Origin of the sequence: Chryseobacillus diguaensis, from assembly GCF_049220665.1 — a bacterium.
In the GTDB taxonomy this organism is placed as follows: domain Bacteria; phylum Bacillota; class Bacilli; order Bacillales; family Bacillaceae; genus Metabacillus_B.
On the sequence record NZ_JBMKNV010000010.1, the window covers coordinates 54,253 to 78,179 of the forward strand.

Below are 23,927 nucleotides of genomic sequence, written 5' to 3' on the forward strand. Positions count from 1 at the left end.
GAACCCAGGTTAAATTCTCGCTTTCCGCTCACTAAAATCTACAGCCTGATAATAACTGTTTTTCACCAAAATATTCGGTCCAAGACATTTGGCAGCAGGACAGTGGCAGCTGAGCGATTTGGCAAGTGCTGATTCAGTCCATCTGTCGTAGGCTTCCGGCAAAGTGGTTGTTTGAATATTGCCGAGAGCAGGAGCATCTCCGAAGTCTGTCACAATAATTTCCCCGTTAAAAATATTCACATTTAAACGAGAGCGGCCATCAGGATCATTTCGAACAGTAACGTTTTTAGCAGCCTTCAGCGCTCTCAACAATTCAAGATCTTTATCATGAGTGCTGCATGCATAAAACGGCAGGGTGCCAAAAAGCATCCACACATCTTCATTGCGTATCGAAAGCAGGCGGTGAATAGCCTCTCGCATTTCATCCAGTGTCAGTGTCTCAAGGCCGCTTGCAAAATCGCTTGGATACATTGGATGCACCTCATGGCGCTGGCACTTCATTTCCTCTGTAATCTGGTGATGAATTTTTTCAATATGCGGCAATGTCCGCTTATTGAGCATGGTTTCAGCTGAAACCATTACGCCGCTATTAACCAATGCACGGCTGTTATCGATCATCCGGTCAAAATATTTAATACGCTGATCAAAGGACGGCTTTTTCTCCATCATCGCAAATCCGCCTTCAGCAAAGTCCTCTAAGGTGCCCCAGTTATGGGAAATATGTAAAACATCCAGGTAAGGAATAATCTTTTCATAGCGTTTTAAATCCAGTGTCAAATTAGAGTTGATCTGAGTGCGCACTCCGCGTTCATGGGCATATTTTAAAAGAGGAACCACATAGTTTTCTACTGATTTTAATGAAAGCATTGGCTCTCCGCCTGTAATACTGATGGTTCGCAGCTGTGGAATTTCTTCAAGTCGATGAAGCAATAGCTCTATAGGTAGTGCTTTCGGATCTTTTGGCTGAAGCGTATACCCAACTGCACAGTGCTCACAGCGCATATTGCACAAGGTCGTAGTGGTAAATTCTACATTTGTCAGCATGTTTTTTCCATACTGCTCCATATCGAGATAAGCTTCCCACGGGTCATGCTTCGGGTTGATAGGGGCAAGCGTTTCGGTGGTATTCATTGTAAGACTCCTTTATTTCCTGATTTAAATAAGTACGAATATAAATCACAAGCTTCTAGTTTAACATGACTTTCTATCATTGGCATGCTGATTCAGCTGTTGAAAAAAATAGCGGGATAGGCTACGATAAATGCGTTGCTGAAAGGAGAGAAACATAATGGGCAATGCCGTAAATGATAAAGACTCACAATTAAGTTATTTAAAAAACCGATTTAATATGTTCATGGAAGTTATTGATGCTATAGATCCCGAATCAACGGATATTGAAGACATCGACCGTCTCATCTCCATGCTTGATGACCTCGAATTGAAATATGAGCGATTCAAGAAAGATTGGGAAGAAGAAGATAAATAATTGGCAGGGTCTGGATGCTTTGCTGAAATAAAATTAGTTAATGACGAACCGGCGATGGAGTTCGCCTCAACACTGAACAACTACATTTATACGAATTTTAAGTAGGCTCTTTTCTTAAACTTTGTTGCTCCTCACTCTACATTTCTTTAAACGACACTTGTTTGGCATTTAAGAAAAGATGCCCCGAAGCAAATCAAAATGGGTGATTAGCGCTTTTGCGAATTAGCAATAATCTCTGCGAAAACAGCCTCTAAGTAAGATGATGACTCCTATTGGCAGGAGTCTGTTTTTTTTGCGCAGATGAATAAAAGGGGTGAGAAAATGGTTTATTTGATCGTAGGCGCTGCCGGTATTGCTGGTGCACTCTTGCGCTATTATTTAGGGATGTCTGTCAGCGTTTGGTGGGATCAATCATTTCCCCTTTCGACGCTAGTAATCAATTTGATCGGCCCTTTTATTTTAGGATGGATTACAACCTATTTGGGCAAGCTTCCTCAATTCCATCCTGCTCTCGTAACGGGAATTGGAACAGGCTTGATCGGGTCATTTACAACCTTCTCTGCTTTCAGTGTTGAGACAGTTAAGCTCATTCAAGCTTCAGAGTGGGGCACTGCCATTTTATATGTGCTGCTCAGTTTATGGGGAGGCCTTGCAATGGCGTGGGCCGGCGATGAGTTTGGGAAATCCCGGCTGAAACAGACAGGGGGGAGCAGAGGATGATGAATGCCCTGCTTATCGCGGCTGGAGGATTCTTTGGAGCTATTTCCCGTTTTGGAATCAGCAGCTATATGAAAAAAAGATACCCGACTGTATTTCCTTTTGGAACATTGTTCATCAATCTAGCAGGAGCTTTTTTACTTGGATTCATTGTTGGCAGGGGTTTGAATCATTCTCTTCAGCTGCTTCTTGGAACTGGATTTATGGGCGCATTTACGACATTTTCTACGTTTAAACTGGAAAATATTCAGCTTTTTGAAAAAGGTAAATGGAAACAGGCAGTGGTGTATTTAGCCGGCAGCTACACCCTCGGAATCCTGTTAGCATTCCTCGGAATCAAACTTGGGAGCTTATAAATGATTTCTTTTGCAACCCTTTTCATCCCTGATCCTACGGAGTATAATAAATTTTGAGCTTATACATAGAAATCAAAAAGGTTAGGGGATACGAGGGATGGAGAAATTTTATGATAGTATTTATCAGCTGATCGTTGAGACTTCCACGAACTTGCCGAAGGACGTACGCCGTGCGATTTTTAAAGCGAAGCAAAAAGAAAACGCCGGTACAAGAGCAGCCCTTTCACTGGCTACCATCACGCAAAATATTGAAATGGCAGATGAAAACATTTCACCGATTTGCCAGGACACAGGCCTTCCAACCTTTAAAATTAAAACACCAGTTGGTGCAAATCAGCTGACAATGAAAAAAGATATTTACAGAGCAATCGAACAGGCAACAAAAGACGGAAAGCTCCGTCCAAACTCGGTTGATTCTCTGACAGGGGCAAACAGCGGGGACAATCTTGGCCTTGGCACACCTGTGATCAAATTTGAACAATGGGAAAAAGATTACATTGATGTCCGCCTTATTTTAAAAGGAGGCGGCTGTGAAAATAAAAACATTCAATACAGCCTCCCATGCGAGCTTGAAGGACTTGGCCGTGCAGGCAGGGATATGGACGGCATCCGGAAATGCGTTTTGCACTCTGTTTATCAGGCGCAAGGACAAGGCTGCAGTGCAGGGGTTATTGGCGTTGGAATCGGGGGTGACAGAACTTCCGGTTACGAGCTAGCAAAGGAACAGCTTTTCAGAAGCTTGGATGATGTGAACCCTGTTGAAGAGCTTCAGAAGCTAGAAGATTACATTTTGGAAAATGCCAATAAGCTTGGAATTGGAACAATGGGCTTTGGCGGCGAAACGACGCTTCTTGGCTGTAAAGCAGGCGTCATTAACCGTATACCTGCAAGCTTCTTTGTTTCCGTTGCATATAATTGCTGGGCTTACCGCCGCCTGGGCGTTCAAATCAATGAAGCAACCGGTGAAATTAGAGAATGGCTTTACAAGGAAGGCGAAGCAGCTGACTTTACAAAAGAAACAGCTGCAGCGATTGAAGAAGCAGAATCAGAAAGCAGAGAAGTGATTCTTGAGGCGCCTATTACAGAAGAACAAATCCGTTCTTTAAAAGTAGGAGATGTTGTTAAAATCAACGGTCTTATGTACACAGGGAGGGATGCGATTCATAAGCACCTTTCTACAAACGACGCTCCTGTTGATTTAAATGGCCAGATCATTTATCATTGCGGCCCTGTAATGCTTAAGGACGATGAAGGCAACTGGCATGTTAAAGCGGCAGGCCCAACAACAAGTATCAGGGAGGAGCCTTATCAAGGTGACATCATGAAGCGCTTTGGAATCCGTGCAGTCATCGGTAAAGGCGGTATGGGACTTAAAACGCTTGCTGCGCTTCAGGAGCATGGCGGCGTTTACTTGAATGCGATCGGCGGAGCGGCTCAGTATTATGCCGAATGCATTCAAAACGTTGAAGGCGTAGACTTAATGCAATTCGGCATTCCAGAAGCCATGTGGCACCTGCGTGTAAAAGAATTTACTGCAGTCGTGACAATGGATTCACACGGAAACAGCCTGCATCAGGATATTAGCCAAAGCTCTCTTGAGAAGCTTTCTGCTTTTAAAGAGCCTGTATTTAGTTAATTAATTGGGAAGGAAAGCTGTCCAGATTGGCAGCTTTTTTTTTGGAATTAGGGTTGGTTGTTGATTGAGGGTTGGATCTTTGTCGCTGGATTTTGAGTATTTTACGTCTTGGAGAGAGAAAATGCTCTTTTTTGGAATGAAGGGAGTTTTTGCTGCTCAGGATTGGTTTATGAGCACTCACGGGAATTTAGGAGCGGAGCCAGAGATTTAAGAGCGCTCACGAGAATTTAAGAGTGCTCACGAAAATTTAAGAGCGGTGCCAAAGATTTAAGAGCGCTCACGAAAATTTAAGAGCTCTAAAAGCGTTATTGTAATAAAAGTGCCGGCTACAAGCTCACTCTACAGAGATTTCAGGGTTTCAAAAGCTATTTCCTTATATGCCCACCTTATTTCCTCATATGCATAGCTTTTCCCCTTCCTGCTCGTATTCCGGCTCTTATAAAGCCATCATCTTCAAACTAATTTTGGAAACAATTGCAAGTATCAGAAAATCTCTCTTATAAGAAACTAATGAAAGCAACTAGTTAGGAGAGATGGACTTGAAAAAACGATTTATCATCCCATTTGTCATTCTGCTTTTTCTCTTTCCGCTGCTTGCAGCCGGTGAAGTGTCTAACAGCCCGGTTCATTGGGGCTTCCAAAAGAGCAAGAACCATCAGCCGCCGACAGCAGGGCCGAAGCTTGATTCGATGATTGCGAAATACGGTTCCTTTTATATGGGGGATACATCCAAAAAGGATATTTACCTGACATTTGATAATGGCTATGAAAAGGGCTATACCGGAAAAATCCTCGATGTACTGAAGAAGCATAAGGTTCCTGCAACCTTTTTTGTGACTGGCCATTATTTGCTTGATCAGCCTGTATTAGTCAACAGAATGGTCAATGAAGGCCATATTATCGGAAACCATTCCTGGCATCATCCTGACTTGACCAAAATCAGCGATGAAAAGCTGAAAGAGGAACTGGATTCAGTCCGCACGAAAGTAGAAGGAATGACCAAACAAAAAGGGATGAACTATTTAAGGCCGCCGCGCGGTATTTTCAGCGAGAGAGTTCTTTCTTTATCAAAGAAAATGGGTTATGAAACCGTTTTTTGGTCGCTTGCTTTTGTTGACTGGAAAACAGATCAGCAAAGAGGATGGGAGTATGCCTACAACAATATGATGTCCCAAATTCATCCTGGTGCTATCCTTTTGCTTCACACGGTTTCACGGGATAATGCTGAAGCGCTGGATAAAGCTATTGCAGACCTGGAAAAGCAGGGCTACCAATTCAAAAGTCTTGATGACCTAATGATGAAAAAACACTTTAATCATTCCCTTTGACAAGGCATCAGAGGGATTTTTTATTTCATAAACTGCCGTTTTTCAAGACCTTTTCATTCTATGCTATAATACAATCACCATTTAAAGCAGGAAAAGAGGGATTAGCATGTGGCAGGAACAGGTTCAAGTGGCGGCTCCTTATGATTTTGACCTAGTATTGGAAAGGCTTTCGATTGATCCGCTCAATGTGCTGGATTTAGAGGAGAGGTACGTTAAGGTGCCGCTTCGCTTAAATGGATTTGAGCCGCATGTGATCACTGTTCAGGCAACCGGAAGCAAGATTGAGCCTTCTTTTATAGTGAGCGGTAAAGAGGAAGCTGTGAAGAAAGAGGCACTTTCCGAAGTGCGCAGGATTTTCCAGTGGGATCTTGAATTGACGGCGATAGGCGAGCATTTCAAGTCATCTAATATTGCGAGAATCTTCGAAGAGCATGAGGGGACGCCGCTTATTCTCGACTTCAGCCTATACGGATGTCTCATTAAATGCATTATCCATCAGCAGCTGAATTTGTCGTTTGCAATGACTTTAACCAAGCGGTTTGTTGAAACATACGGAGAAAAGGTAGATGGGGTCCTGTTCCATCCGCATCCTGAAAAAGCAGCGTCTATCCCGATAGCAGAACTCCGGGAGCAGCAGTTCAGCGGACGAAAAGCGGAGTACATCACGGGAATATCCGCAATGATTGCAATCGGTGAGCTGGACTTGAACAAGCTCCATGAACAGACGGAAGAAGAGATTATGAAAGAACTCATTAAAATAAAAGGCATCGGACCGTGGACAGTACAAAATATCCTGCTGTTCGGGCTAGGACGGCCGAATTTGTTCCCTATTGCGGACATCGGCATTCAAAACGCTCTTAAACAGCATTTTCAAATGACTGACAAGCCTACAAAGGAAGAAATGCTCATCATAAGCAAAGAGTGGGAGCCTTACTCAAGCTACGCCTCTCTTTATCTATGGCGGAGCATCGAAAAAAGATCGGAGCGTTAATATGAACAACCAGCATAAACAAAAACCAAGACAGCAGTCAAATATTAACATGGAAATGGGGCAGACCTTTCCTTTAACCATTAAAAGACTTGGAATTAATGGCGAAGGTGTCGGCTATTTTAAAAAGCAAGTCGTCTTCGTATACGGAGCCCTTCCCGGAGAGGAGGTCGTCGCAAGAATAACGAAAATCCATCCGAAGTTCGCAGAAGCGGAAATTAAAAAAATCCGGAAAGCTTCACCACATCGTGTGAAAGCACCGTGCCCATATTTCGGCAAGTGCGGAGGCTGCCAGCTTCAGCATCTTGATTACAGCCAGCAGCTAAAGGAAAAGCGTGATATTCTCATTCAGGCGCTCGAACGTCATTCAAAGTTTGATATCACAACACTTGATATCCGTCCCATGATTGGGATGGACAACCCTTGGGAATACCGGAATAAAAGCCAATTCCAGGTCGGCCAGCAGGACGGGAAGCTTACAGCAGGATTATACGGTTTGAATTCGCACAAGCTTGTTGCGATTGATCACTGTATGGTGCAGACACCTGCAACAGACAAGGTAACACAGGGTGTAAAGCAGATTTTGCAGGACTTTAAGGTTGAGCCATATGATGAACGAAAGCGCACTGGGCTTGTCCGGAGCATTGTGACGAGAGCGGGCATTGAAACAGGTGAAGTTCAGGTTGTCCTCGTAACGGAGAAAAATGATTTTCCAAGAAAAGACGTCATTGCGGCTGAAATCATAAAAAGGTATCCTGAAGTGAAATCTGTTGTCCATAATGTAAACCCGGGTAAAACGTCCATGATTTTTGGAGATAAAACGGCCAATCTAAAAGGAAAAGGTACAATTGACGAGACCCTAGGAGGATTGACCTTCGAGCTTTCTCCAAGAGCCTTTTTTCAGCTCAACCCTGAGCAAACGAAAAAGCTATACAATGAAGTGAAAACGGCCGCAGCTCTTACAGGGGAAGAAAAAATCGCTGATGCCTACTGCGGAGTCGGAACGATTGGGATGTGGCTTGCTGATGGCGCAAAAGAAATCAGAGGTATGGATGTTATTGAAGCGTCTATTGAAGACGCAAACAAAAACGCCAAAAAACATGGCATAAATGCCACCTATGTTACTGGAACTGCAGAACACTGGCTCCCAAAATGGACGAAGGAAGGCTGGCGACCGGATGTAGTGGTAGTTGATCCGCCGAGAACCGGCTGTGACCGAGCGCTTCTCGATACGATCAAGCAAGTAAAGCCGAAGAAGTTTATCTATGTGAGCTGCAATCCATCTACGCTTGCAAAGGATCTTGAGTATTTATCTAAGCAGTACAAGGTGGAATATATGCAGCCGGTGGATATGTTTCCTCAGACTGCGCATGTGGAGTGCATCGCGCAGCTCATTTTAAAAGAAGGCAACTAACCCTTCTGGGTGTTGCCTTTTTTATCGTTTTAGGAACGAGTTCTTCATTTTTAAGCTTTATTCTTTTTATTGAGCAAATGGAAGTTGAGGGTATTCTAATTTGTACTTTTTCCCTGCTCTATAACTAATCCTAACTTTTTCGCTACAAAACCAGTGGTACTTGCTTGAATAACGATGGTCATAAGGATAGCTACAAATGTGACAGAAGCGATTGCGTCTGCATATTTTACACCAGTTGCAACAATCATGCCTGAAAGTGCTGCGGGAATTACTCCAGTTTCTCTTACCCAGAACATGAATATTATTTCTCTCCAACTCCATTTTGCTTTTCTGTCGGGAAGGGTACAGATCAAAACAGTAAGAGGACGTGCTACGAACATAAAGATCAAAACAATCAGGATACTTTGCCACCAATAGTTAAGTAACACACTAAAATTGACTTGAGTACCGAGAAAAATGAATATTAATGTTCTCATCATGAGGGTTATTGTTTCTGAAAACTCGAGAATACTGGTATTGGTTTCATTTGTAATTTTTGTCCGCAGTAATTGTGGATTTCCAGACAGAATGCCCGCAACAAAAGTTGCCATAAAACCACTGGCATGGAACTGAACCGCTACTAAGTATGAGATGATCGCGACAACAAAGCTTGCTATTGGCGCATAATTACGGAAAACACCCATTTTATAGTTAGAAATAAGAAATAAACCGATAATACCAATCAAGCTGCCAACTAGTAATCCACCGATTGCTTCCTGAACAAAGCTCCAAGCTGCAGCTGTTACCGATAGATTCGTTTCTCCCAGAATGACTCCTAATACAGTGAATGTTAAGATCGACCCTGTTGCATCGTTAAATGCTGATTCACTCTCAACTGTCTGCCTCACTTTTTCTTTCACATGGACTTGTTTGAAAACAGGTATGAGGGTTGCAGGGTCTGTTGATGAAATGACAGAGGCAAGCAATACAGCATAAAGAATGGGAATTCCTAACAAGTAATAACTTGACACTGCAACAGCAGCAGCTGTAACAAAAACACCCAAAACGGCTAGTAATAAGATTGAAATCCATACGTTTTTTAAGACAGAGGTCTGAATGGCCCGTCCACCCTCGAATAAAATTAAAATGGAACCAAGAATAACAATAAACTGATAGGCTACCGAGTTAATGGGCTGTGTTATAATGTTAAACCCGGAAGGACCTACTAATATTCCAATCAAAATATAAAGTGCTACATCGGGTATCCTAATTCGCTCCGCAATCTTTATAGCTAATAACCCAAAGATAAAAACAAGAGCGATCATTAATAATTCATGTTGTACAGTTTTTATCATATCCGTTTCCATAGTCGAAGCTCCTTATTGAGGCTAATATTAAGTATTAATATGGTCTTTTTAAGAAATAAATATTTTGGACATAAAGAAAGATAATAACGGGTATTATAACAAGGTTTAAAGAAAGGGTGATCCTTTGTTATGAGTATAAAAAATAAGTTTTCACTGACACCGCCAAAAATATTAGTATTAGGCTTTGCAATGATTATTTTGCTCGGAAGTGGCCTTCTTTGTTTACCCATAGCGACCCAGGACGGTGAGGGTTTAAACTGGTTAAATGCCTTGTTTACTGCAACATCTGCCACATGTGTGACGGGACTGGTTGTTGTGGATACTGGCACCACCTTTACCTTATTCGGACAGCTGGTGATCCTTTCTCTCATTCAGGTTGGTGGTCTTGGATTTATGACATTTGCAACCTTTTTTGCGTTGTTTGTTGGCAGGAAGATTTCTTTTCGAGAGCGGTTGCTTATTCAAGAATCTTTAAATCAAGCATCCACACAAGGCGTTGTTAAATTGGTACGGACCATCCTTCTATTTACATTGGTATCTGAAGGGATCGGAGCCGTTTTATTGGCTTTTCGATTTTCATTTGACATGCCTGCACAAAAAGCGATATATTATGGCATATTTCATTCGATATCGAATTTCAACAATGCAGGTTTTGATTTAATGGGAGAATTCCGGAGTTTAACAGGATATGTGGAAGACCCCATCGTCACACTTGTGGTATGTGCACTTATTATTCTGGGTGGAATAGGATTTATGGTGATTAGTGATTTATTTGAAAAAAAGTCTCTTCGGAGAGTATCCTTACATACTAAAGTTGTATTATCCACTACCACTTTATTACTCGCAGCAGGTACCGTCCTGATTTTTTTACTGGAATATAACAATCCAAAAACCCTTCAGCCATTATCTGCTATCGGAAAATTCCTTGCCTCATTCTACCAATCCGTGACTCCAAGAACGGCAGGATCTAATACGTTGAATATACCGGATCTAAGGGATTCAACTCTTTTCTTAATAATCATCTTAATGTTTATTGGTGCTTCCCCAGGTTCAACGGGTGGTGGAATAAAGACAACTACTTTAGCGACATTATTAGGAGCCGTGTGGTCACAAATTAAAGGAAAAAAAGATGTCGAAATGTTTCGCTATCGAATTATCCCTACAATGATCTATAAAGCCCTAACCGTTATTCTAAGTTCTTTACTGCTTGTGATTACGGTAACTATGATACTTTCCATAACAGAAAAACAGGCTAATGTCTTTATGATTTTGTTTGAAGCAGTATCCGCATTTGGTACCGTAGGACTGTCGATGGGTTTGACCCCAGAGCTTTCCCCGATAGGTAAAATTATTATATCATTGACCATGTTCATCGGTCGACTTGGTCCGTTGACGGTAGCTATTGCTTTAGCAGAACAAACGTATAAAGAACTTTATCGATATCCAAAAGGGAAAATTATGATTGGTTAATCCAGAAGAGAGGTATTTATAAGATGGCAAAAAAACAATATGCAGTAATTGGTTTAGGAAGGTTTGGATCAAGTTTAGCTACTGCCCTTTATGAAGCCAAAAATGAAGTAATCGGGATAGATATCAACGAGGAGAGAGTGGAAGAGTTTCATCAGGATCTTAGTCAAGCGGTAATCGCTGATAGTACAGATAAACAAAGTATGAAGAGTCTCGGAATAACAAATTTTGACGTTGTTATTGTTGCTATGGGTGATGATATGCAATCGAGTATATTTACTGTTGTCGTGCTCAAGGAACTAGGTGTACAATATATTGTTGCCAAAGCTTTGGATAACCGCCATGGGGCAATCCTTTCTAAAGTTGGGGCTGATCAAGTAGTGTATCCTGAACGAGATATGGGTTTGCGTGTTGCACAAAAGTTAATGCAGCCCAATATCATTGAATATATTCAACTTTCCAAGGAGTACAGTATTGAAGAAATTATGATACCTTCGCTAATTGTTGGCAAAACCTTGAAAGAGCTAGATGTTCGAGCCAGATTTAACGTCAACGTTATTGCTATTCGTCACCACGATGAAAAAGTAACAATTGCACCAGGACCAGACTTTATTTTTAAAGATCATGATTCACTGGTCGTGATAGGGCAAAACAATGATTTAAAAGAATTCGCAAAATTCAATTCTTGACGTTTTCAATTTGAAATCATGCAGCATAAGCGTTTCTAATGCAGGTATAGGACACGTTTCCATATATCACTGAAAATACTGTGGAGAGATTGACAGTGGCAGTGGAAACTGTTCCTAACCATAACATTCTTTATACTTCCTTAAAAGTGAAACAAAAAAATTAGAAAATTTTATCTAAATAAGGATCAAGTTCATCACTATCCAGACATGTTTCACAAATGATTAAAACTGTTATTTCTTCTTCACTATCACCTTTTACATCACCACAAACAGTACAAACTTGTACCATTCTATCACTCCTTCGTTCATTTATTCATACTTTTCCCCGTATTCTCCTTTATAACTCCTATAAAACAATTTCAAATAAAAATCTAATTAGCATTTAGTAAAAAAACAAAAGGAGAAGTATAATGTGAGTGTAACGTTTTATTAGGCGTAAATTTTAACTTTTTAATCCCTTTACAATAAATTTTCTTGGGCGTACTATCATGCTAAAGAAATTTTATATTGCCTAATCCCGAAAGGGGATGGAGGACCTGCTTATGTAGAAGGGATGTGAATCTCTATCGCCATCCTACCCGTCAGCTAACTTAGCCGACTAAAGCGAAAAAGGTCAAAAGACCACCTATGAAGGTGCTTTTATTGTGGTTTTTTACAGGAAAAGCTTATTTTTGATTCCGGAGGTCTTTTTGATTTGATAAAAATGAAAAAGGAGGAAACCATACAGTTTGGTTTTTGTATTTGGTAAAGTTATTCCTAAAACACGCAAATTATTACAAAATGCAAAAAATCTGTTATCATTTATTCCATCTTTAACTTGTTTGGATATGAAGATTATAATGAATGTTCGAACCTATGTGGGTGTTTGTGAAGCCCAAAATGATATGAAAAAATTGAATAATATTATATATGGAGTATAACATTCGTTTGATTTTAGGGTAATGTTTACTCGTTTTCTCTAATGTAAACGATTAAAAGGAGATTTAAAAATGAAAGATCCGATGCATTGGGTTGAAGTATTTTTATTTATTATAGCCGTATCCTTTATTTGGATAGCATTTACCAACTTTGCTGGTCTAAAACGGTTTTTAATTGGTCGCCGTATGCGAACCGCTGAGCTTTTAGGACAACATACAAAACTTGTATGGTTCATCGCCTTACCGATCCTTGCAGCTGACCTTTATTCTTCCGTAGCATATGGACCAGAAGCTGGGATGACTGAACTTGCCAGGTTTGGAGAAGATGGGAAATGGCTAATCATCCCTATAACCATTGCAACAGTTACACTTTTGGCTATATTGATTTCCTCATACATTATGGGGATTTTAGCTTATCCCAGTGGTGGCGGTGCATACGCAATTGCGAAAGATAATTTCAAGGCTAGATGGGTATCACTAATAGCTTCCAGTTCCCTGCTGGTTGATTATATACTGACCGTTGCGGTGTCAGTATCAGCAGCCTTAGAAGCAGTTTCTTCCGCTTACCCTGCGGTTGAACCTTTCCGAACGGAGTTAGGGATTACTGTTGTATTTTTGCTATTGATTATGAACTTGCGTGGTGTGGCTGAGTCAGCAAAAATATTTGCATGGCCTACCATTGGATTTATGTTATGTATGCTTTTAGTAATTTTTACTGGTCTATTTGATACAATGCAACATGGATTTGTCCAGGAGTCAACCCCTCCATTTGGTACAGTACCAGGAGGTTTAGGCCTATTACTGATCCTAAAAGCATTTAGTTCAGCTTGTTCGGCACTAACAGGAATTGAGACGATTTCAAATGCGGTCCCCGTTTTTAGGGAGCCTCAACAAAAAGGAGCCATAAAAGCCTATATCACTTTAGGAGCAATTACTGGCTTTACTCTTTTAGGTTTTGCATATTTGTTATATATCAAAGGGATTGCACCTTCGCCTGAAAACACGATGTTGTCCCAGCTGGCAGAAATGTATGTCGGTCATGGAATAGTGTATCAGATTATCATTTGGTTCACGTTTATTGTATTGATATTGGCGGCAAATTCAACTTTTACAGGTTTTGCACAATTATCTGCGATTGTCGCAGCTGATGGTTTTTTACCCCGTGTCCTAACAAACCGAGGGGATCGCTTAGCATATTCAAACGGTATAATTGCATTAGCAGCGGCTGCAAGCGTATTAATTTTAGCCTTCCATTCAGAAACACATGCCTTGATTCCGCTTTATGCAATCGGTGTATTTCTGTCTTTCTCAATTGCACAATTTGGTTTGGTACGCCGATGGATAAGAGTTAAGGGTCCGCGTTGGCAAATAAGATTAGCCGTTAATATTGTAGGGTTGATTGTGACTTCCATTGTCACGGTTATTGTTGCAGTCACCAAGTTCACAGGTGGAGCCTGGCTTGTCTTAGTGGTTTTGCCTTTAATCGTTTTCATGTCTCTAGCTATACGTCGCCATTATAACTTTGTGGCAGAGGAACTCCGTATAGACATTGAAAAAGAGTTTCCAGAAATGCGAGAAGTTACGACCATTGTACTTGTTTCAGGAGTTCACCGAGTAGTTAATAACACACTTTCGTTTGCTAAAAGTTTAGGAGATAATATGATTGCTGTTTACGTCGGTTTTGATGATGAATCAATTGTTAAAATGGAGAAAAAGTGGGAACAATGGGGCTCACCATGTAGGTTAGTTGTTCTTCGAAGTAAATATCGTTCAGTGTTTGAACCACTTAGTCGCTTTATGAAATTAGTAGAAGAAAAGAAAGGTCAAGGGCACATCCATTTGGTCATACCACAATTTATACCTAAAAGATGGTGGCATAATTTTTTGCATAATCAAACTGCCCTTCAATTGCGGATGTGGTTTCTTCGTCATAAAGATGTAGTGATCACGACGGTACCGTATCATCTAAAAAAGTAAAAAGGCAAATGAAATTTAAAGTTCTCTTAATAGGAGGCCTTACCGTAAAATGTGTGCCTTTCTTCTTTTTACGAAGGGTACAAGAGTTAAAGAACCAGCCCATACTAAGTTAGTAGAATACTCGAAAAGAAAATAACAGGTGATCTGTATTAGGATAAATCGCCCGAAGGCTTGGCTTCCGGGCTTTTTAATTTGGGTGTGTTTATTTGTTCATTGATAAATGAAACGATACAATACAATAGAATGATATATCACCAGTTATTTAGAATTGTATTTTATTATTCCGAAAGGCGAGATTAAATGAATAAGCTATCAGGAAAAAAACGTATTCAGCTTGCACTATTGTTAGGATCCCTTGGACTGCTTGGCCCCTTTACTATTGATATGTATTTGCCATCATTCCCTACCATTGTTGAGGATTACGGCACCAAGGCGTCATTAGTGCAGATCAGCTTGACAACATGCCTTTTAGGGCTGGGTTTGGGGCAATTGATCATCGGACCAATGAGCGATGTACTTGGCCGTCGGAAGCCACTGCTTAATTTTCTTATCTTGTATCTGATTTCTTCGCTTGCCTGCTCATTTTCGCCTACCATTTATATCTTTATCGGCGCCAGGTTTTTGCAGGGATTTGCGGCTGCAGGAGGGCTTGTAATATCCAGGGCGATTGTCCGAGACTTGTATAGGGGAAAGGAATTAACAAAGTTTTTTGCATTGCTTATGCTGGTTGGAAATCTTGGTCCCATAGTAGCACCTATCGCAGGCGGCACCATCCTGGCTTTTACAAAGTGGACAGGTGTTTTTATTGTTCTTGCTTGTGTGGGCACGGTTTTATTTTTAATTGTTTCAGCAAAGCTTGAAGAAACCTTGGAAAAGGAAAATCGTGTTCCAAGCAGCTTACTTCAAATTCTAACGAACTTCAAATCATTATTAAAAGATCAGCAATTTGCGGGCTATGCGTTGACACAAGGATTTATTATTGCGGGCATTTTTGCGTACGTCTCGGGAATTCCCTTTGTTTATCAGAATATTTATGGTGTAACGCCCCAACAATTCAGTCTTTTATTTGGACTTAATGGGATCGCACTTATTATAGGAACCCAGCTGGTTGGCCGTTTAACGGATGTTATTTCAGATCGGACTTTCTTAAGAATCGGTTTGTTCATTTCAAACTGCGCAGGTGCTGTTTTATTAATTTCTCTCCTAATAAAAGCACCGCTCTTAGCCGTTGCTATTCCAATATTCTTTTTGGTTTCATCCATTGGGATCATTTCTACAACATCTTTTTCCCTTGCAATGGATTCTCAAGGACACATTGCAGGAAGTGCTTCAGCGCTTTTGGGGCTGCTGCCCTTCGTCCTGGGGTCATTAACTGCCCCCCTTGTGGGTATCGCTGGGGAATATACGGCGATTCCAATGGGGATTGTTATTTTTTCAGCAAGCTTTTTAGCTTTAACATCATATTTTGTATTGGTTCAAAAGGCTTCCATTACACGGTTATCTCCGAAATAAATGATAAATCCGCCCTTAGCAAAAAGATCTGGCTGCAGGAATCCGCCAGATCTTTTTATTTTTCTAATCTAATTGAAAACGATCAATATGTACAGAAGGATGTTGTGAAGGAAAAAGGATTTATCCAATCAAGTTTGTTTGAAGAATTTCATGTGGATGATGCACCCTTATTTCAGTTATAAAGAAGCCGATAAAAGGCTTTTTTTCTTTGTCTTTAACCTGCTAAATGGCGAATAAGCACTCTTTCTTGTTGAGCCCATACGATAGGAATCATCAAAGGTCATGTTATAAAGGAGTAACCTTATGTACAATTACGATCTTATGGCTTATAGGAATCAGCCAAGCGTGGTTGCGTTCAGAAGGAAAGATGTCACCGGAGACCGCATTCCAGACAATGTGTATTTAACCGGAATAAAAACGGCCGATAGTTTATTCATCCAGCATATAACTCTTCATGTACAGAATGGAAGAACAGGTGGAGTAACAAGAGTACCGCTTCGAGAAAATACAGGCTATACCCCAACGTTATTCCTTGGGGATTTCACTGGGGATGGCACTGCCGATATTTTAATCAGCATTGATACAGGCGGCAGCGGTGCGATCATGTACCATTATATTTATTCATTCGTGAATAACGAACCTCAGCTGCTTTTTGCCTTCGATGAATATAATAAGCAATACCAATATGAGGTTATGTATCAGAATAACTACAAAGTGAAAGTGGTCAGCAAGTTTAATAACGTAACCTATATGATAGACATATCCACAAGGGGTCCAGAGTATCTGAACGAGATCTACTACGAAAACGGCAAACTGAAGACTCCTATAACTGGATTTGTAAATCCTTAAGCGGCTTATATCCAGTAGATTTCGATTTCAATGGAGTGTATGAATTATTGGCATATCAGAAGATAGCTGGGAGATACAATGCGGATGCTTTGGGATATATACAGAACACGTTAGGATGGAAAGCGAACCGATTTATTCTTCAAAATCAGTATACTGCGATTTTTGGAGCTTCCCTTTGACGAATAGTCTGAGGGGATTTTATTTGCAGCTTGTTTATTTCAAAAACTCTAATTCTTATAAACACCAATTATGGAAAAAAAGGAGATGTGGAGATGGATCAATAAGGAGTTGTTTTGTATAAGAATGAACGTTGATTTTCCAAATAATATGTAGATCTATTCACCTCTTTTTTAGCCTGGGGATTGATTGTATTTTTAGCTTTTAACATGTATAAAAAACAAAGCGTAAAACCAAAAGTATGGAAGATATTGATAGTCCTTATAGCAGCCATATTTTCTTTTAATGTTAATCTGACTTTTTATGATACTGTGTTCAAGCTTCCAATTTTGCCTCTCGGTGTAGGTATCTTGTATTTCATTTTAAACCAAAAAGAAGGCAGTTGGGTGACTTATCGATCATTTGCCTGGGTAGGCTTTTTAGCAAACTTTATTTTCATAGCGGCTGCTTTGATATCCGTTTTAATCCAGCTGGTGATCTATCCAAAAAGCGAACCAACTACTTATATCTCTGATGCTGTGCATGCAGCTATTATTCCCATGGATCCATCAGTAAAGAGCCATTCATTAAATATAAAAAGTCTAAAAAAGCAGCTTCCTCATATAAAGCAAGAAACGATCCATAGTGATCAGTGGTACTATGAGACGGTCAAGAATCAAAGAAATGAACGGTTTCCCTATCTTCTAGCAGGTACTTCTCCTAAATGGGGGAGCGGCTTACATCCTCTCATTTTTATTGAAAAAGATGGAAAAGGGCTCTTATTATCGACGCCGGAAAAACAGCTTTATTTTCGCTCAGAAGCTTCATTGATCAAGGAGGGGAAATAAATGACGAAGAAAAGGCTTTGGATTTCTGCAGGGCTCATTTTGGTCATCATTTTAGTCTATTGGTTTTATTTCTCGAAACCCGCTTATGTTCCTTCAAAAGAACAAGCGATAAAAGACATAAATAGCTCCTTTCCAAAAGTATACGCAAGAGTGATTCAAGATACGATTCGTGTCGATGAACGCCATGTACTTATTCCGTTTATATCTAAAGGAAAGAATTATGGTCTCAGTTACTGGGTGTGGCAATATCATAAGTGGAATGTAGCGGGTGTTGATACGAAAGGCAGTCCGTCAATATGGAAGATTAATAAAAATGATCCGTCCACCTATCAGCTAGTCTGGAACATTCATCATCCTGATAATCAATTGAATTCTATTGATTTTTATTTAATGAGAAAACGAAACTTCAACATATCAGGAGGGATCGAGCAGTACGATCCGAAAGTGCAAATGAACAGGAACGTGTCTCTTTTAAAGAAGACTTATGGAGTAGTGAAGCTGCCAAAAGAATGGTCAACGTTGATGAATTCGTTCACAAAAGCTGCATCAGGTAAACAGAATGTCTTTCAAAGGAATGATCCATTCCCGGATCAAACCTTTACTTTTGGCTGGCTTTCAATTAGCAAATCAGGTAAAGATAAACTTATCCTGGATTCAATCAATGGTACCAGTTATTCGAGCAGTAGCGCAAATCTTGAAGAATTGATGGTTTTGAATAAAGATCAGGTTGAGCTTCCATATTAACAAGGAGCCTCATCATTTTAGGAATTAAGAATTAATAAGGAATATCAAAAAGACTATGCACCCAAATGCTTGGTTTTTGTGCACAAGATCAATAATAAACTCAATGTAAAACTGCTTAAGTGATAAAACCCCTCATACAATTTATGCGATATGTTGCAGAGCCAAGGGATCATCGTCAGTGCATTGCATAATCATTGGCTGTATACGAAGCCGCTGATTATGTATATTCACCTTCAATTCGTTGAACCTCCACTCCAATTTGCGAGGAAGATGGCTTATTCGTTTTCTTTTCTGAAGAGTTACCAAGTAAGCTAAGATAGATGTTCATCTAAGCTCCCTGCCCCCTCCGCTTGTTTTTGCTTCTTCTTTGCTTGTACTGATGTAAAGAGTGCGATTATGAAACCTCCAATAGTATCTGCGATCAAATCCGTCATCGTATCGCTGTTCCCGCCAAACTGCAATTTTGTGCCGAAAAAGGTGTCCATGCTAAACTCATATATTTCCCAAATAACCCCTCCAAGTACCGGGAATGCAAAAAGAAACACAAAGAGAAACCGGGCAGGAACAGCTTTTCTTATTTTTTCAGGTACCAGGCAGCAATAAAATGCCGTTCCTGCAAAGACAAGAAGAACTCCGCTCAAAAAATGCAAAAATAAATCCCACCAGCAAAGACTGTACCATTTTAAAATGGAACCGAGAAAATGAGAGGCAAATAAAAATCCTAAGTAGGAAAGAACTAAAGGGGTTTTTAGCTGAAGCTTCGCAAAATAAGTCAAAAGGTGAGGAACAAAGCCGCAAAAAAAGCTGGTCAGTGCGTAACTTGATTTTGAAGCATCCCCCTTTAAATAGAAAAAAACAAATGTTCCTGCCATAAAAACAAGAAATAAGGCGTTTGGAAGAATCATAGGTTTCCTGGACATCTTCTCACCTCTTTGCTTCAAGAAATAAATAACCCCCCTTAGGTCAGTCTTAATGGGATTCTTTCCTATTTCTATGTTGATCAATTTCCATAAATGCCGCTTCCATTATCCTTTGCACGCAACCAGAAAAGAGCACATTCCCTGTGCTCTTTTCTGTTGCATTTTTATGGAAGTGCAAATTTCATTTAGGCTCAAAAGGTAAATCATATTTGTGCTGACACTGCTTTCGCTGTATTTGAATAAATAAAAAAACGTCCCTAAATAAAAGAAGAGCCGGGTTCAAACTTCTCTTTTTTTCATGCGGTTTTACGGGAATAAAAGGCCCGTGTCCATAGAAAAATAGCATTTCCAATCAGTAAAATAGAAAATTCCTGCCCTGTTTTTTCTTTTGTTATCCAGAGTCATACAAGGACCAAATTAGCAAGGCAGCTGGTGAAAAAAAATATACGTATTTTTGGCGGCTTTTTCATAAGCTAATTCAACCAGGGAAATATTCATCGCTTTTCTTTTATTCTTGAATCTTTACATCTAATAAATTTCAATCCAATAGATAGAGGAAGTTCTTGGAATTAGGTCATTCCGCACATTAAATAAGCTTATATATTACTATAAAATTAGTAATGAATACGCTTGCATATAAAAGTGAGGGGGAATACACAAATGATGAAATATTTGCAAAGAATGGGCCGCTCCTTGATGCTGCCAGTTGCAGTTTTGCCTGCAGCTGCCATTCTTATGGGGATCGGGTATTGGATTGACCCTGCAGGGTGGGGTGCAGACAGTCCGATTGCCGCTTTCCTGATTGGAGCCGGCAAATCGATATTGGACAATATAGCTATTTTGTTCGCAGTAGGGATTGCGCTTGGGATGTCGAAGGAAAGAGACGGGGCATCTGCAATAAGCGGTCTTGTGGCTTATTTGGTTATCACCACGCTTCTTTCTGCCAATTCTGTTGCTTTGCTGCAGGGAATTGATGCTGCGAAAGTAAATCCGGCCTTTATAAAAATTCAAAACCCGTTTATTGGTATCATTTCAGGATTGGTTGCCTCTGTCATGTACAATCGATTCAGTCACGTTAAATTGATTGATGCCTTAGCTTTTTTCAGCGGAAAACGGCTCGCTCCAATCATGTCGGCAGCTACTATGCTTGTTGTTTCTCTTGTGTTTCTTTTCGTGTGGCCAGTTGTCTATTCAGCTCTTGTATCATTCGGAACATCAATAAGCAGCCTTGGCTTTGTCGGAGCTGGCCTGTATGGCTTCTTCAACCGGCTGCTTATCCCGCTTGGACTTCACCATGCCTTAAATGCGGTATTCTGGTTTGATGTTGCAGGAATCAATGATATCGGGAATTTCTGGTCAGGCAAAGGGACAAAGGGTGTTACAGGAATGTATCAGGCTGGCTTCTTCCCAGTAATGATGTTCGGTTTGCCGGCTGCAGCGCTAGCCATGTATCATACAGCTAAAACGCATCGAAAAAAAGAAGTCGCTTCCTTAATGCTTGCAGCAGGAGTTGCTGCCTTTTTCACAGGAGTAACAGAACCGATTGAGTTTGCTTTTATGTTTGTCGCACCGGCACTATTTCTCGTTCATGCCGTTCTTACAGGTCTTTCTCTTGCCATTGCTGCTTTGTTTCACTGGACAGCAGGCTTTGGTTTTAGCGCAGGACTGATTGACTTTGTTTTAAGCTCAAAGCTGCCATTAGCAAACATGCCTTACATGCTGCTGATCCAAGGTCTTGTGTTTGCAGTGATCTACTACTCTATTTTCAGGTTCATGATTGCAAAATTCAACTTGATGACACCGGGAAGAGAAGACGAAACCATTGAAAAAGGCGAGGGAATTATGGCGGGCAAAGAAATAGCAGCTGCCAGCCTTACTAATAAAAATAAGCAATTTTCGGCCATGGCCGCTAAAATCTACGAAGGTTTGGGCGGAGATGAAAACGTAACGTCTGTTGACAACTGTGTGACCCGTTTAAGAATCGAAGTGAAGGATATGAATGCCGTTGATCAGCAAAAGATTAAATCAACAGGTGTCCCGGGTATTAACATCGTTGGGCCGCAGAGCATTCAAGTAATCGTTGGAACTTCTGTTCAATTTGTGGCAGATGAAATCATCAGCATACGGAATCAATCTTAAAGGCTCTTTCTTAAACTTTATTGCTTTGTTATCCATATAGCTCCATTCAGAGCAGGAAACCGTTTTGGTTTCCTGCTTTTATTTGGTCTATTAGTGATGGCGGGGACCCATTTCATTTTTACCTGGATTATGAAATGCAGCACTGCTTTTTAACGAAAGGCATTCAAATCCATTACTGTGATGAAGTTCTTACTCATTTCAGACTGAACGAACAGCTAGGAACAAAACGGGGCACGAAAGCTATTGAAACCTATTACCGTCCGTTACTCGCCAAATACATTGTGACAGAACTTAACTGCAAAAGAATCAAGGGTAAAGAAAAGGACTGATCTGAAGAGGCCGGTTCTTCTAAAGGCGAAGAACTATTCTCATTTGGCTAATCATATGAGATCATTCTGTGTTTATCATTTTAAAGTTGCGGGTATTTAGGTTAAAAAGAACTATTAAATATTTTAAAAATAGGCCTATTGATCTATAAGGGAGTCTGTTATATAATTGAAAAAAATGACAATTGAAAAAGGCAAATCCGTTGAAAAACGGAGACGCAAAGCTAAAGGGGCTAAAGTCGAAGGATCATGCCAGCCAGCTACCGGTATAAGCACATTTAGACAGGCTAATCGGTGAAGATTGGCTCTTTTTATTTGAGTGAAAGCCACTTCGCTGGAATTGTGAACCTTAAAAAACTGCGAGGATAAGAGATGAAGTTAATCATCGGGATACTGTTAGGGATTCTTGTCACTATGATCGTCAATCGCATGATTTATAAAAGGCAAAAGAGGAGATTTGAAGACTTTGAACGGATTTTTCAGCTCGCTGAAAAGTCCAGAGATATTATTTATTATTGTGAGGTGGAGCCTGAACTGAAATATAAATACATCAGCCCTTCCCTTGACCTGGTTTTGGGAGAAGGGACGGTGAAGGAAGCCTATCACAACGCGCATTCAGCCTTTGGTCTTATTCATCCTCACGATTATGGTATTTTGCAAAATAAAATATCAGGGAAAATGGATTTTAATAAACCCATTATTCAGCGATAGAGAGATAATGAAGGTAATTATAAATGGTTTGAGGAATACACTAGTCCTGTATATGAAAATGGTCAATTAAAAGCTTTGCACGGAATTATCCGAAATATTAATAACCGAAAAGAATTAGAAAAAAACCTCATGCAGCGTATTTACCGTGATGGTCTTACAGGGGCTTATAACAGGGGAGCAGATGGAAAAGTACGACAAGCAAATAGACCTTCCAGTTTCAATCATTGTGCTGGATTTGGATGAGTTAAAAAAATGGAATGACACATTGGGACATGCAAAAGGTGATGCACTGATTAAGCAGACAGCAGCGATCTTAAATAGCTTTGCCAGTGATCGGTTGACCATTTCAAGAATTGGCGGCGATGAGTTCGTTTTGATCGGAGAAGCTTTTACGGAGAAAGATACTGAGGGCTTAATTCGAAACATTTTTGAACGTTTGGAAGCGAGTAACCAAGAAAATGGGACGAACCTATGCTTATCAGTAGGAAGTGCTGCAAGTCTGCGTTCGATCGGTTGTATGGACAGCTTGTTCAGAGAAGCAGATAAAAAGATGTATACGCACAAAAATAGCAAAAAATAGGATTGAAAGAATCCTGAGACAGTTTCAAGATTCTTCAATCTTTTTTTGTTACCTGAATTTATTTCAATTCTTAACTCAGTTTGCGCACTGAATCCAGCTCCAGCGCCTAGCCCGATCTGAAGTGCATGACGGGGCTGTTCAAGGCGCTTGGGCCTTTTTTACCCTTTCCTCATCAGCAATTGAAGAATGGCAAGCATAAAAAACGATATGCCAACAAGACACCCTGTCCACATCCAGGCGAGGTTCATGTTCCCTTCATCAAAAGCTAAATAAATCGCCGTTGAAGCTGTTTGTGTCTTACCGGGAATATTGCCGGCAAACATGATAGTTGCCCCAAATTCTCCTAGTGCTCTGGCAAAGCTGAGAATAGCCCCCGCAAGGAGTGGTTTAAGAGCAAGCGGTATGGAAATAAAGACAAGTAAATGAAATTTGCCTGCTCCGTCTACAAGGGCAGCATCCTCAATATCACTGTCAATCGACTCAAATCCCGCTTTTGCCGATTGGTACATCAGTGGAAAAGCCACTGCAGCGGAGGCAAGTACTGCGGCCCACCAAGTAAACACGACTGGCTGCCCGAATACCCATTCAATGACTTTCCCTGCAGCGCTATTGCGCCCTAAAAGAACTATTAACAGGAAACCGACAACGGTCGGCGGAAGTACGAGCGGCAGGAGAAAAAACGTTTCAAGCAGAATTTTCCCTTTGAATTTTTTGCCCGCCATCCATCTTCCAAAAATAAGACCCGCAGCAAATACTACCAGCCCTGCTGCCACAGCAATTTGCAGGGATAAAATGACAGGCGGCCAAAAGGCATCCATAAC

At 40.6% G+C, this 23,927-nt stretch carries 22 protein-coding genes, 2 pseudogenes and 1 riboswitch; of the genes and pseudogenes, 19 read left to right on the forward strand and 5 right to left on the reverse strand.

All coding sequences use genetic code 11. The annotated features are described in order from the left end of the window. Nucleotides 1–9: 9 nt before the first annotated feature. On the reverse strand, nt 10–1,131 hold the full coding sequence (gene yfkAB / locus ACOT8F_RS15215) for a radical SAM/CxCxxxxC motif protein YfkAB (RefSeq protein WP_421652780.1): 1,122 nt from the start codon (nt 1,129–1,131) through the stop codon (nt 10–12). A 157-nt stretch (nt 1,132–1,288) separates the two neighbouring features. On the opposite strand from yfkAB, the gene ACOT8F_RS15220 reads away from it, so the two are divergent. The 7 genes from ACOT8F_RS15220 (at nt 1,289) to rlmD (ending at nt 7,925) form a co-directional block, all read left to right on the forward strand. Next, nucleotides 1,289–1,486 (forward strand): SE1561 family protein, encoded by a 198-nt coding sequence (locus ACOT8F_RS15220; protein WP_421652781.1) that lies wholly within the window; start codon nt 1,289–1,291, stop codon nt 1,484–1,486. Nucleotides 1,487–1,807: 321 nt separating this feature from the next. Beyond that, nucleotides 1,808–2,206 (forward strand): fluoride efflux transporter CrcB, encoded by a 399-nt coding sequence (gene crcB / locus ACOT8F_RS15225; protein ID WP_421652782.1) that lies wholly within the window; start codon nt 1,808–1,810, stop codon nt 2,204–2,206. Beyond that, on the forward strand, nt 2,203–2,559 hold the full coding sequence (crcB, locus tag ACOT8F_RS15230; RefSeq protein ID WP_421652783.1) for a fluoride efflux transporter CrcB: 357 nt from the start codon (nt 2,203–2,205) through the stop codon (nt 2,557–2,559). The genes crcB (ACOT8F_RS15225) and crcB (ACOT8F_RS15230) overlap by 4 nt, the downstream gene beginning before the upstream one ends. A gap of 97 nt (nt 2,560–2,656) precedes the next feature. Further along, nucleotides 2,657–4,195: a fumarate hydratase gene (locus ACOT8F_RS15235; protein WP_421652784.1), complete on the forward strand. Its 1,539-nt coding sequence runs from the start codon at nt 2,657–2,659 to the stop codon at nt 4,193–4,195. Between the two features lie 533 nt (nt 4,196–4,728). Continuing rightward, nucleotides 4,729–5,523, forward strand: coding sequence for a delta-lactam-biosynthetic de-N-acetylase (gene pdaA, locus ACOT8F_RS15240; protein ID WP_421652785.1), 795 nt, complete (start codon nt 4,729–4,731; stop codon nt 5,521–5,523). A 106-nt stretch (nt 5,524–5,629) separates the two neighbouring features. Further along, nucleotides 5,630–6,514 carry a DNA-3-methyladenine glycosylase family protein gene (locus ACOT8F_RS15245; RefSeq protein ID WP_421652786.1) on the forward strand — a complete coding sequence of 295 codons (885 nt, stop codon included), beginning with the start codon at nt 5,630–5,632 and terminating at the stop codon, nt 6,512–6,514. Nucleotide 6,515: 1 nt separating this feature from the next. Further along, nucleotides 6,516–7,925: a 23S rRNA (uracil(1939)-C(5))-methyltransferase RlmD gene (gene rlmD / locus ACOT8F_RS15250; protein WP_421652787.1), complete on the forward strand. Its 1,410-nt coding sequence runs from the start codon at nt 6,516–6,518 to the stop codon at nt 7,923–7,925. A gap of 95 nt (nt 7,926–8,020) precedes the next feature. On the opposite strand, the gene ACOT8F_RS15255 is transcribed toward rlmD, so the two are convergent. Then, complete coding sequence (locus ACOT8F_RS15255; RefSeq protein WP_421652788.1) at nt 8,021–9,271, reverse strand: cation:proton antiporter; 1,251 nt, start codon at nt 9,269–9,271, stop codon at nt 8,021–8,023. 129 nt (nt 9,272–9,400) lie between these two features. Between ACOT8F_RS15255 and ACOT8F_RS15260 the strand changes: the two genes are divergently transcribed. Together ACOT8F_RS15260 and ACOT8F_RS15265 are read left to right on the forward strand one after the other, a co-directional pair. Further along, nucleotides 9,401–10,741 (forward strand): TrkH family potassium uptake protein, encoded by a 1,341-nt coding sequence (locus ACOT8F_RS15260; protein WP_421652789.1) that lies wholly within the window; start codon nt 9,401–9,403, stop codon nt 10,739–10,741. 23 nt (nt 10,742–10,764) lie between these two features. After that, the gene (locus ACOT8F_RS15265) at nt 10,765–11,427 is read left to right on the forward strand and encodes a potassium channel family protein (RefSeq protein WP_421652790.1); all 663 of its coding nucleotides are present in this window, start codon (nt 10,765–10,767) and stop codon (nt 11,425–11,427) included. A gap of 160 nt (nt 11,428–11,587) precedes the next feature. On the opposite strand, the gene ACOT8F_RS15270 is transcribed toward ACOT8F_RS15265, so the two are convergent. Then, on the reverse strand, nt 11,588–11,716 hold the full coding sequence (locus ACOT8F_RS15270; RefSeq protein WP_421652791.1) for a hypothetical protein: 129 nt from the start codon (nt 11,714–11,716) through the stop codon (nt 11,588–11,590). Between the two features lie 700 nt (nt 11,717–12,416). On the opposite strand from ACOT8F_RS15270, the gene ACOT8F_RS15275 reads away from it, so the two are divergent. The 6 genes and pseudogenes from ACOT8F_RS15275 to ACOT8F_RS15300 all read left to right on the forward strand — a co-directional run. After that, complete coding sequence (locus ACOT8F_RS15275; protein ID WP_421652792.1) at nt 12,417–14,321, forward strand: APC family permease; 1,905 nt, start codon at nt 12,417–12,419, stop codon at nt 14,319–14,321. A 300-nt stretch (nt 14,322–14,621) separates the two neighbouring features. Next, nucleotides 14,622–15,833, forward strand: a complete 1,212-nt coding sequence (locus ACOT8F_RS15280) for a multidrug effflux MFS transporter (RefSeq protein ID WP_421652793.1) — start codon at nt 14,622–14,624, stop codon at nt 15,831–15,833. Nucleotides 15,834–16,526: 693 nt separating this feature from the next. Beyond that, nucleotides 16,527–16,861 (forward strand): annotated as a pseudogene (locus ACOT8F_RS20985) (hypothetical protein). A gap of 384 nt (nt 16,862–17,245) precedes the next feature. Then, the gene (locus ACOT8F_RS15290; protein WP_421652795.1) at nt 17,246–17,686 is read left to right on the forward strand and encodes a hypothetical protein; all 441 of its coding nucleotides are present in this window, start codon (nt 17,246–17,248) and stop codon (nt 17,684–17,686) included. Next, nucleotides 17,687–18,430: a hypothetical protein gene (locus tag ACOT8F_RS15295; protein WP_421652796.1), complete on the forward strand. Its 744-nt coding sequence runs from the start codon at nt 17,687–17,689 to the stop codon at nt 18,428–18,430. 162 nt (nt 18,431–18,592) lie between these two features. Beyond that, a pseudogene (locus ACOT8F_RS15300) lies at nt 18,593–18,745 on the forward strand (DUF1259 domain-containing protein); the annotation flags it as partial. Here ACOT8F_RS15300 and ACOT8F_RS15305 read toward each other — a convergent pair. Beyond that, on the reverse strand, nt 18,742–19,350 hold the full coding sequence (locus tag ACOT8F_RS15305) for a DUF2238 domain-containing protein (protein WP_421652797.1): 609 nt from the start codon (nt 19,348–19,350) through the stop codon (nt 18,742–18,744). The pseudogene ACOT8F_RS15300 and the gene ACOT8F_RS15305 sit on opposite strands and share 4 nt — an antisense overlap. A 660-nt stretch (nt 19,351–20,010) precedes the next feature. On the opposite strand from ACOT8F_RS15305, the gene nagE reads away from it, so the two are divergent. The 4 genes from nagE to ACOT8F_RS15325 all read left to right on the forward strand — a co-directional run bounded on the left by nagE (nt 20,011) and on the right by ACOT8F_RS15325 (nt 23,106). Then, entirely contained in the window at nt 20,011–21,489 is a 1,479-nt protein-coding gene (gene nagE, locus ACOT8F_RS15310; protein WP_421652798.1) for an N-acetylglucosamine-specific PTS transporter subunit IIBC, read from the forward strand. Nucleotides 21,490–21,623: 134 nt separating this feature from the next. Beyond that, the gene (locus ACOT8F_RS15315; RefSeq protein WP_421652799.1) at nt 21,624–21,818 is read left to right on the forward strand and encodes a hypothetical protein; all 195 of its coding nucleotides are present in this window, start codon (nt 21,624–21,626) and stop codon (nt 21,816–21,818) included. A 180-nt stretch (nt 21,819–21,998) separates the two neighbouring features. After that, nucleotides 21,999–22,083, forward strand: a riboswitch (cyclic di-GMP riboswitch). A gap of 104 nt (nt 22,084–22,187) precedes the next feature. Further along, a complete protein-coding gene (locus tag ACOT8F_RS15320; RefSeq protein WP_421652800.1) occupies nt 22,188–22,526 on the forward strand; it encodes a hypothetical protein in 339 nt (112 codons plus the stop codon). A gap of 181 nt (nt 22,527–22,707) precedes the next feature. After that, nucleotides 22,708–23,106, forward strand: a complete 399-nt coding sequence (locus ACOT8F_RS15325) for a GGDEF domain-containing protein (protein WP_421652801.1) — start codon at nt 22,708–22,710, stop codon at nt 23,104–23,106. Between the two features lie 158 nt (nt 23,107–23,264). Here ACOT8F_RS15325 and modB read toward each other — a convergent pair whose 3' ends face one another. Continuing rightward, nucleotides 23,265–23,924 carry a molybdate ABC transporter permease subunit gene (gene modB / locus ACOT8F_RS15330; protein WP_421652802.1) on the reverse strand — a complete coding sequence of 220 codons (660 nt, stop codon included), beginning with the start codon at nt 23,922–23,924 and terminating at the stop codon, nt 23,265–23,267. Between the last annotated feature and the right edge of the window lie 3 nt (nt 23,925–23,927).

What these genes read in the sequence shown, in the direction of transcription:
- yfkAB (WP_421652780.1), bottom strand. Translation starts at nt 1,131, where the DNA reads ATGAATACCACCGAAACGCTTGCCCCTATCAACCCGAAGCATGACCCG.
- ACOT8F_RS15220 (WP_421652781.1), top strand. Translation starts at nt 1,289, where the DNA reads ATGGGCAATGCCGTAAATGATAAAGACTCACAATTAAGTTATTTAAAA.
- crcB (WP_421652782.1), top strand. Translation starts at nt 1,808, where the DNA reads ATGGTTTATTTGATCGTAGGCGCTGCCGGTATTGCTGGTGCACTCTTG.
- crcB (WP_421652783.1), top strand. Translation starts at nt 2,203, where the DNA reads ATGATGAATGCCCTGCTTATCGCGGCTGGAGGATTCTTTGGAGCTATT.
- ACOT8F_RS15235 (WP_421652784.1), top strand. Translation starts at nt 2,657, where the DNA reads ATGGAGAAATTTTATGATAGTATTTATCAGCTGATCGTTGAGACTTCC.
- pdaA (WP_421652785.1), top strand. Translation starts at nt 4,729, where the DNA reads ATGGACTTGAAAAAACGATTTATCATCCCATTTGTCATTCTGCTTTTT.
- ACOT8F_RS15245 (WP_421652786.1), top strand. Translation starts at nt 5,630, where the DNA reads ATGTGGCAGGAACAGGTTCAAGTGGCGGCTCCTTATGATTTTGACCTA.
- rlmD (WP_421652787.1), top strand. Translation starts at nt 6,516, where the DNA reads ATGAACAACCAGCATAAACAAAAACCAAGACAGCAGTCAAATATTAAC.
- ACOT8F_RS15255 (WP_421652788.1), bottom strand. Translation starts at nt 9,271, where the DNA reads ATGGAAACGGATATGATAAAAACTGTACAACATGAATTATTAATGATC.
- ACOT8F_RS15260 (WP_421652789.1), top strand. Translation starts at nt 9,401, where the DNA reads ATGAGTATAAAAAATAAGTTTTCACTGACACCGCCAAAAATATTAGTA.
- ACOT8F_RS15265 (WP_421652790.1), top strand. Translation starts at nt 10,765, where the DNA reads ATGGCAAAAAAACAATATGCAGTAATTGGTTTAGGAAGGTTTGGATCA.
- ACOT8F_RS15270 (WP_421652791.1), bottom strand. Translation starts at nt 11,716, where the DNA reads ATGGTACAAGTTTGTACTGTTTGTGGTGATGTAAAAGGTGATAGTGAA.
- ACOT8F_RS15275 (WP_421652792.1), top strand. Translation starts at nt 12,417, where the DNA reads ATGAAAGATCCGATGCATTGGGTTGAAGTATTTTTATTTATTATAGCC.
- ACOT8F_RS15280 (WP_421652793.1), top strand. Translation starts at nt 14,622, where the DNA reads ATGAATAAGCTATCAGGAAAAAAACGTATTCAGCTTGCACTATTGTTA.
- ACOT8F_RS15295 (WP_421652796.1), top strand. Translation starts at nt 17,687, where the DNA reads ATGACGAAGAAAAGGCTTTGGATTTCTGCAGGGCTCATTTTGGTCATC.
- ACOT8F_RS15305 (WP_421652797.1), bottom strand. Translation starts at nt 19,350, where the DNA reads ATGTCCAGGAAACCTATGATTCTTCCAAACGCCTTATTTCTTGTTTTT.
- nagE (WP_421652798.1), top strand. Translation starts at nt 20,011, where the DNA reads ATGATGAAATATTTGCAAAGAATGGGCCGCTCCTTGATGCTGCCAGTT.
- ACOT8F_RS15315 (WP_421652799.1), top strand. Translation starts at nt 21,624, where the DNA reads ATGCAGCACTGCTTTTTAACGAAAGGCATTCAAATCCATTACTGTGAT.
- ACOT8F_RS15320 (WP_421652800.1), top strand. Translation starts at nt 22,188, where the DNA reads ATGAAGTTAATCATCGGGATACTGTTAGGGATTCTTGTCACTATGATC.
- ACOT8F_RS15325 (WP_421652801.1), top strand. Translation starts at nt 22,708, where the DNA reads ATGGAAAAGTACGACAAGCAAATAGACCTTCCAGTTTCAATCATTGTG.
- modB (WP_421652802.1), bottom strand. Translation starts at nt 23,924, where the DNA reads ATGGATGCCTTTTGGCCGCCTGTCATTTTATCCCTGCAAATTGCTGTG.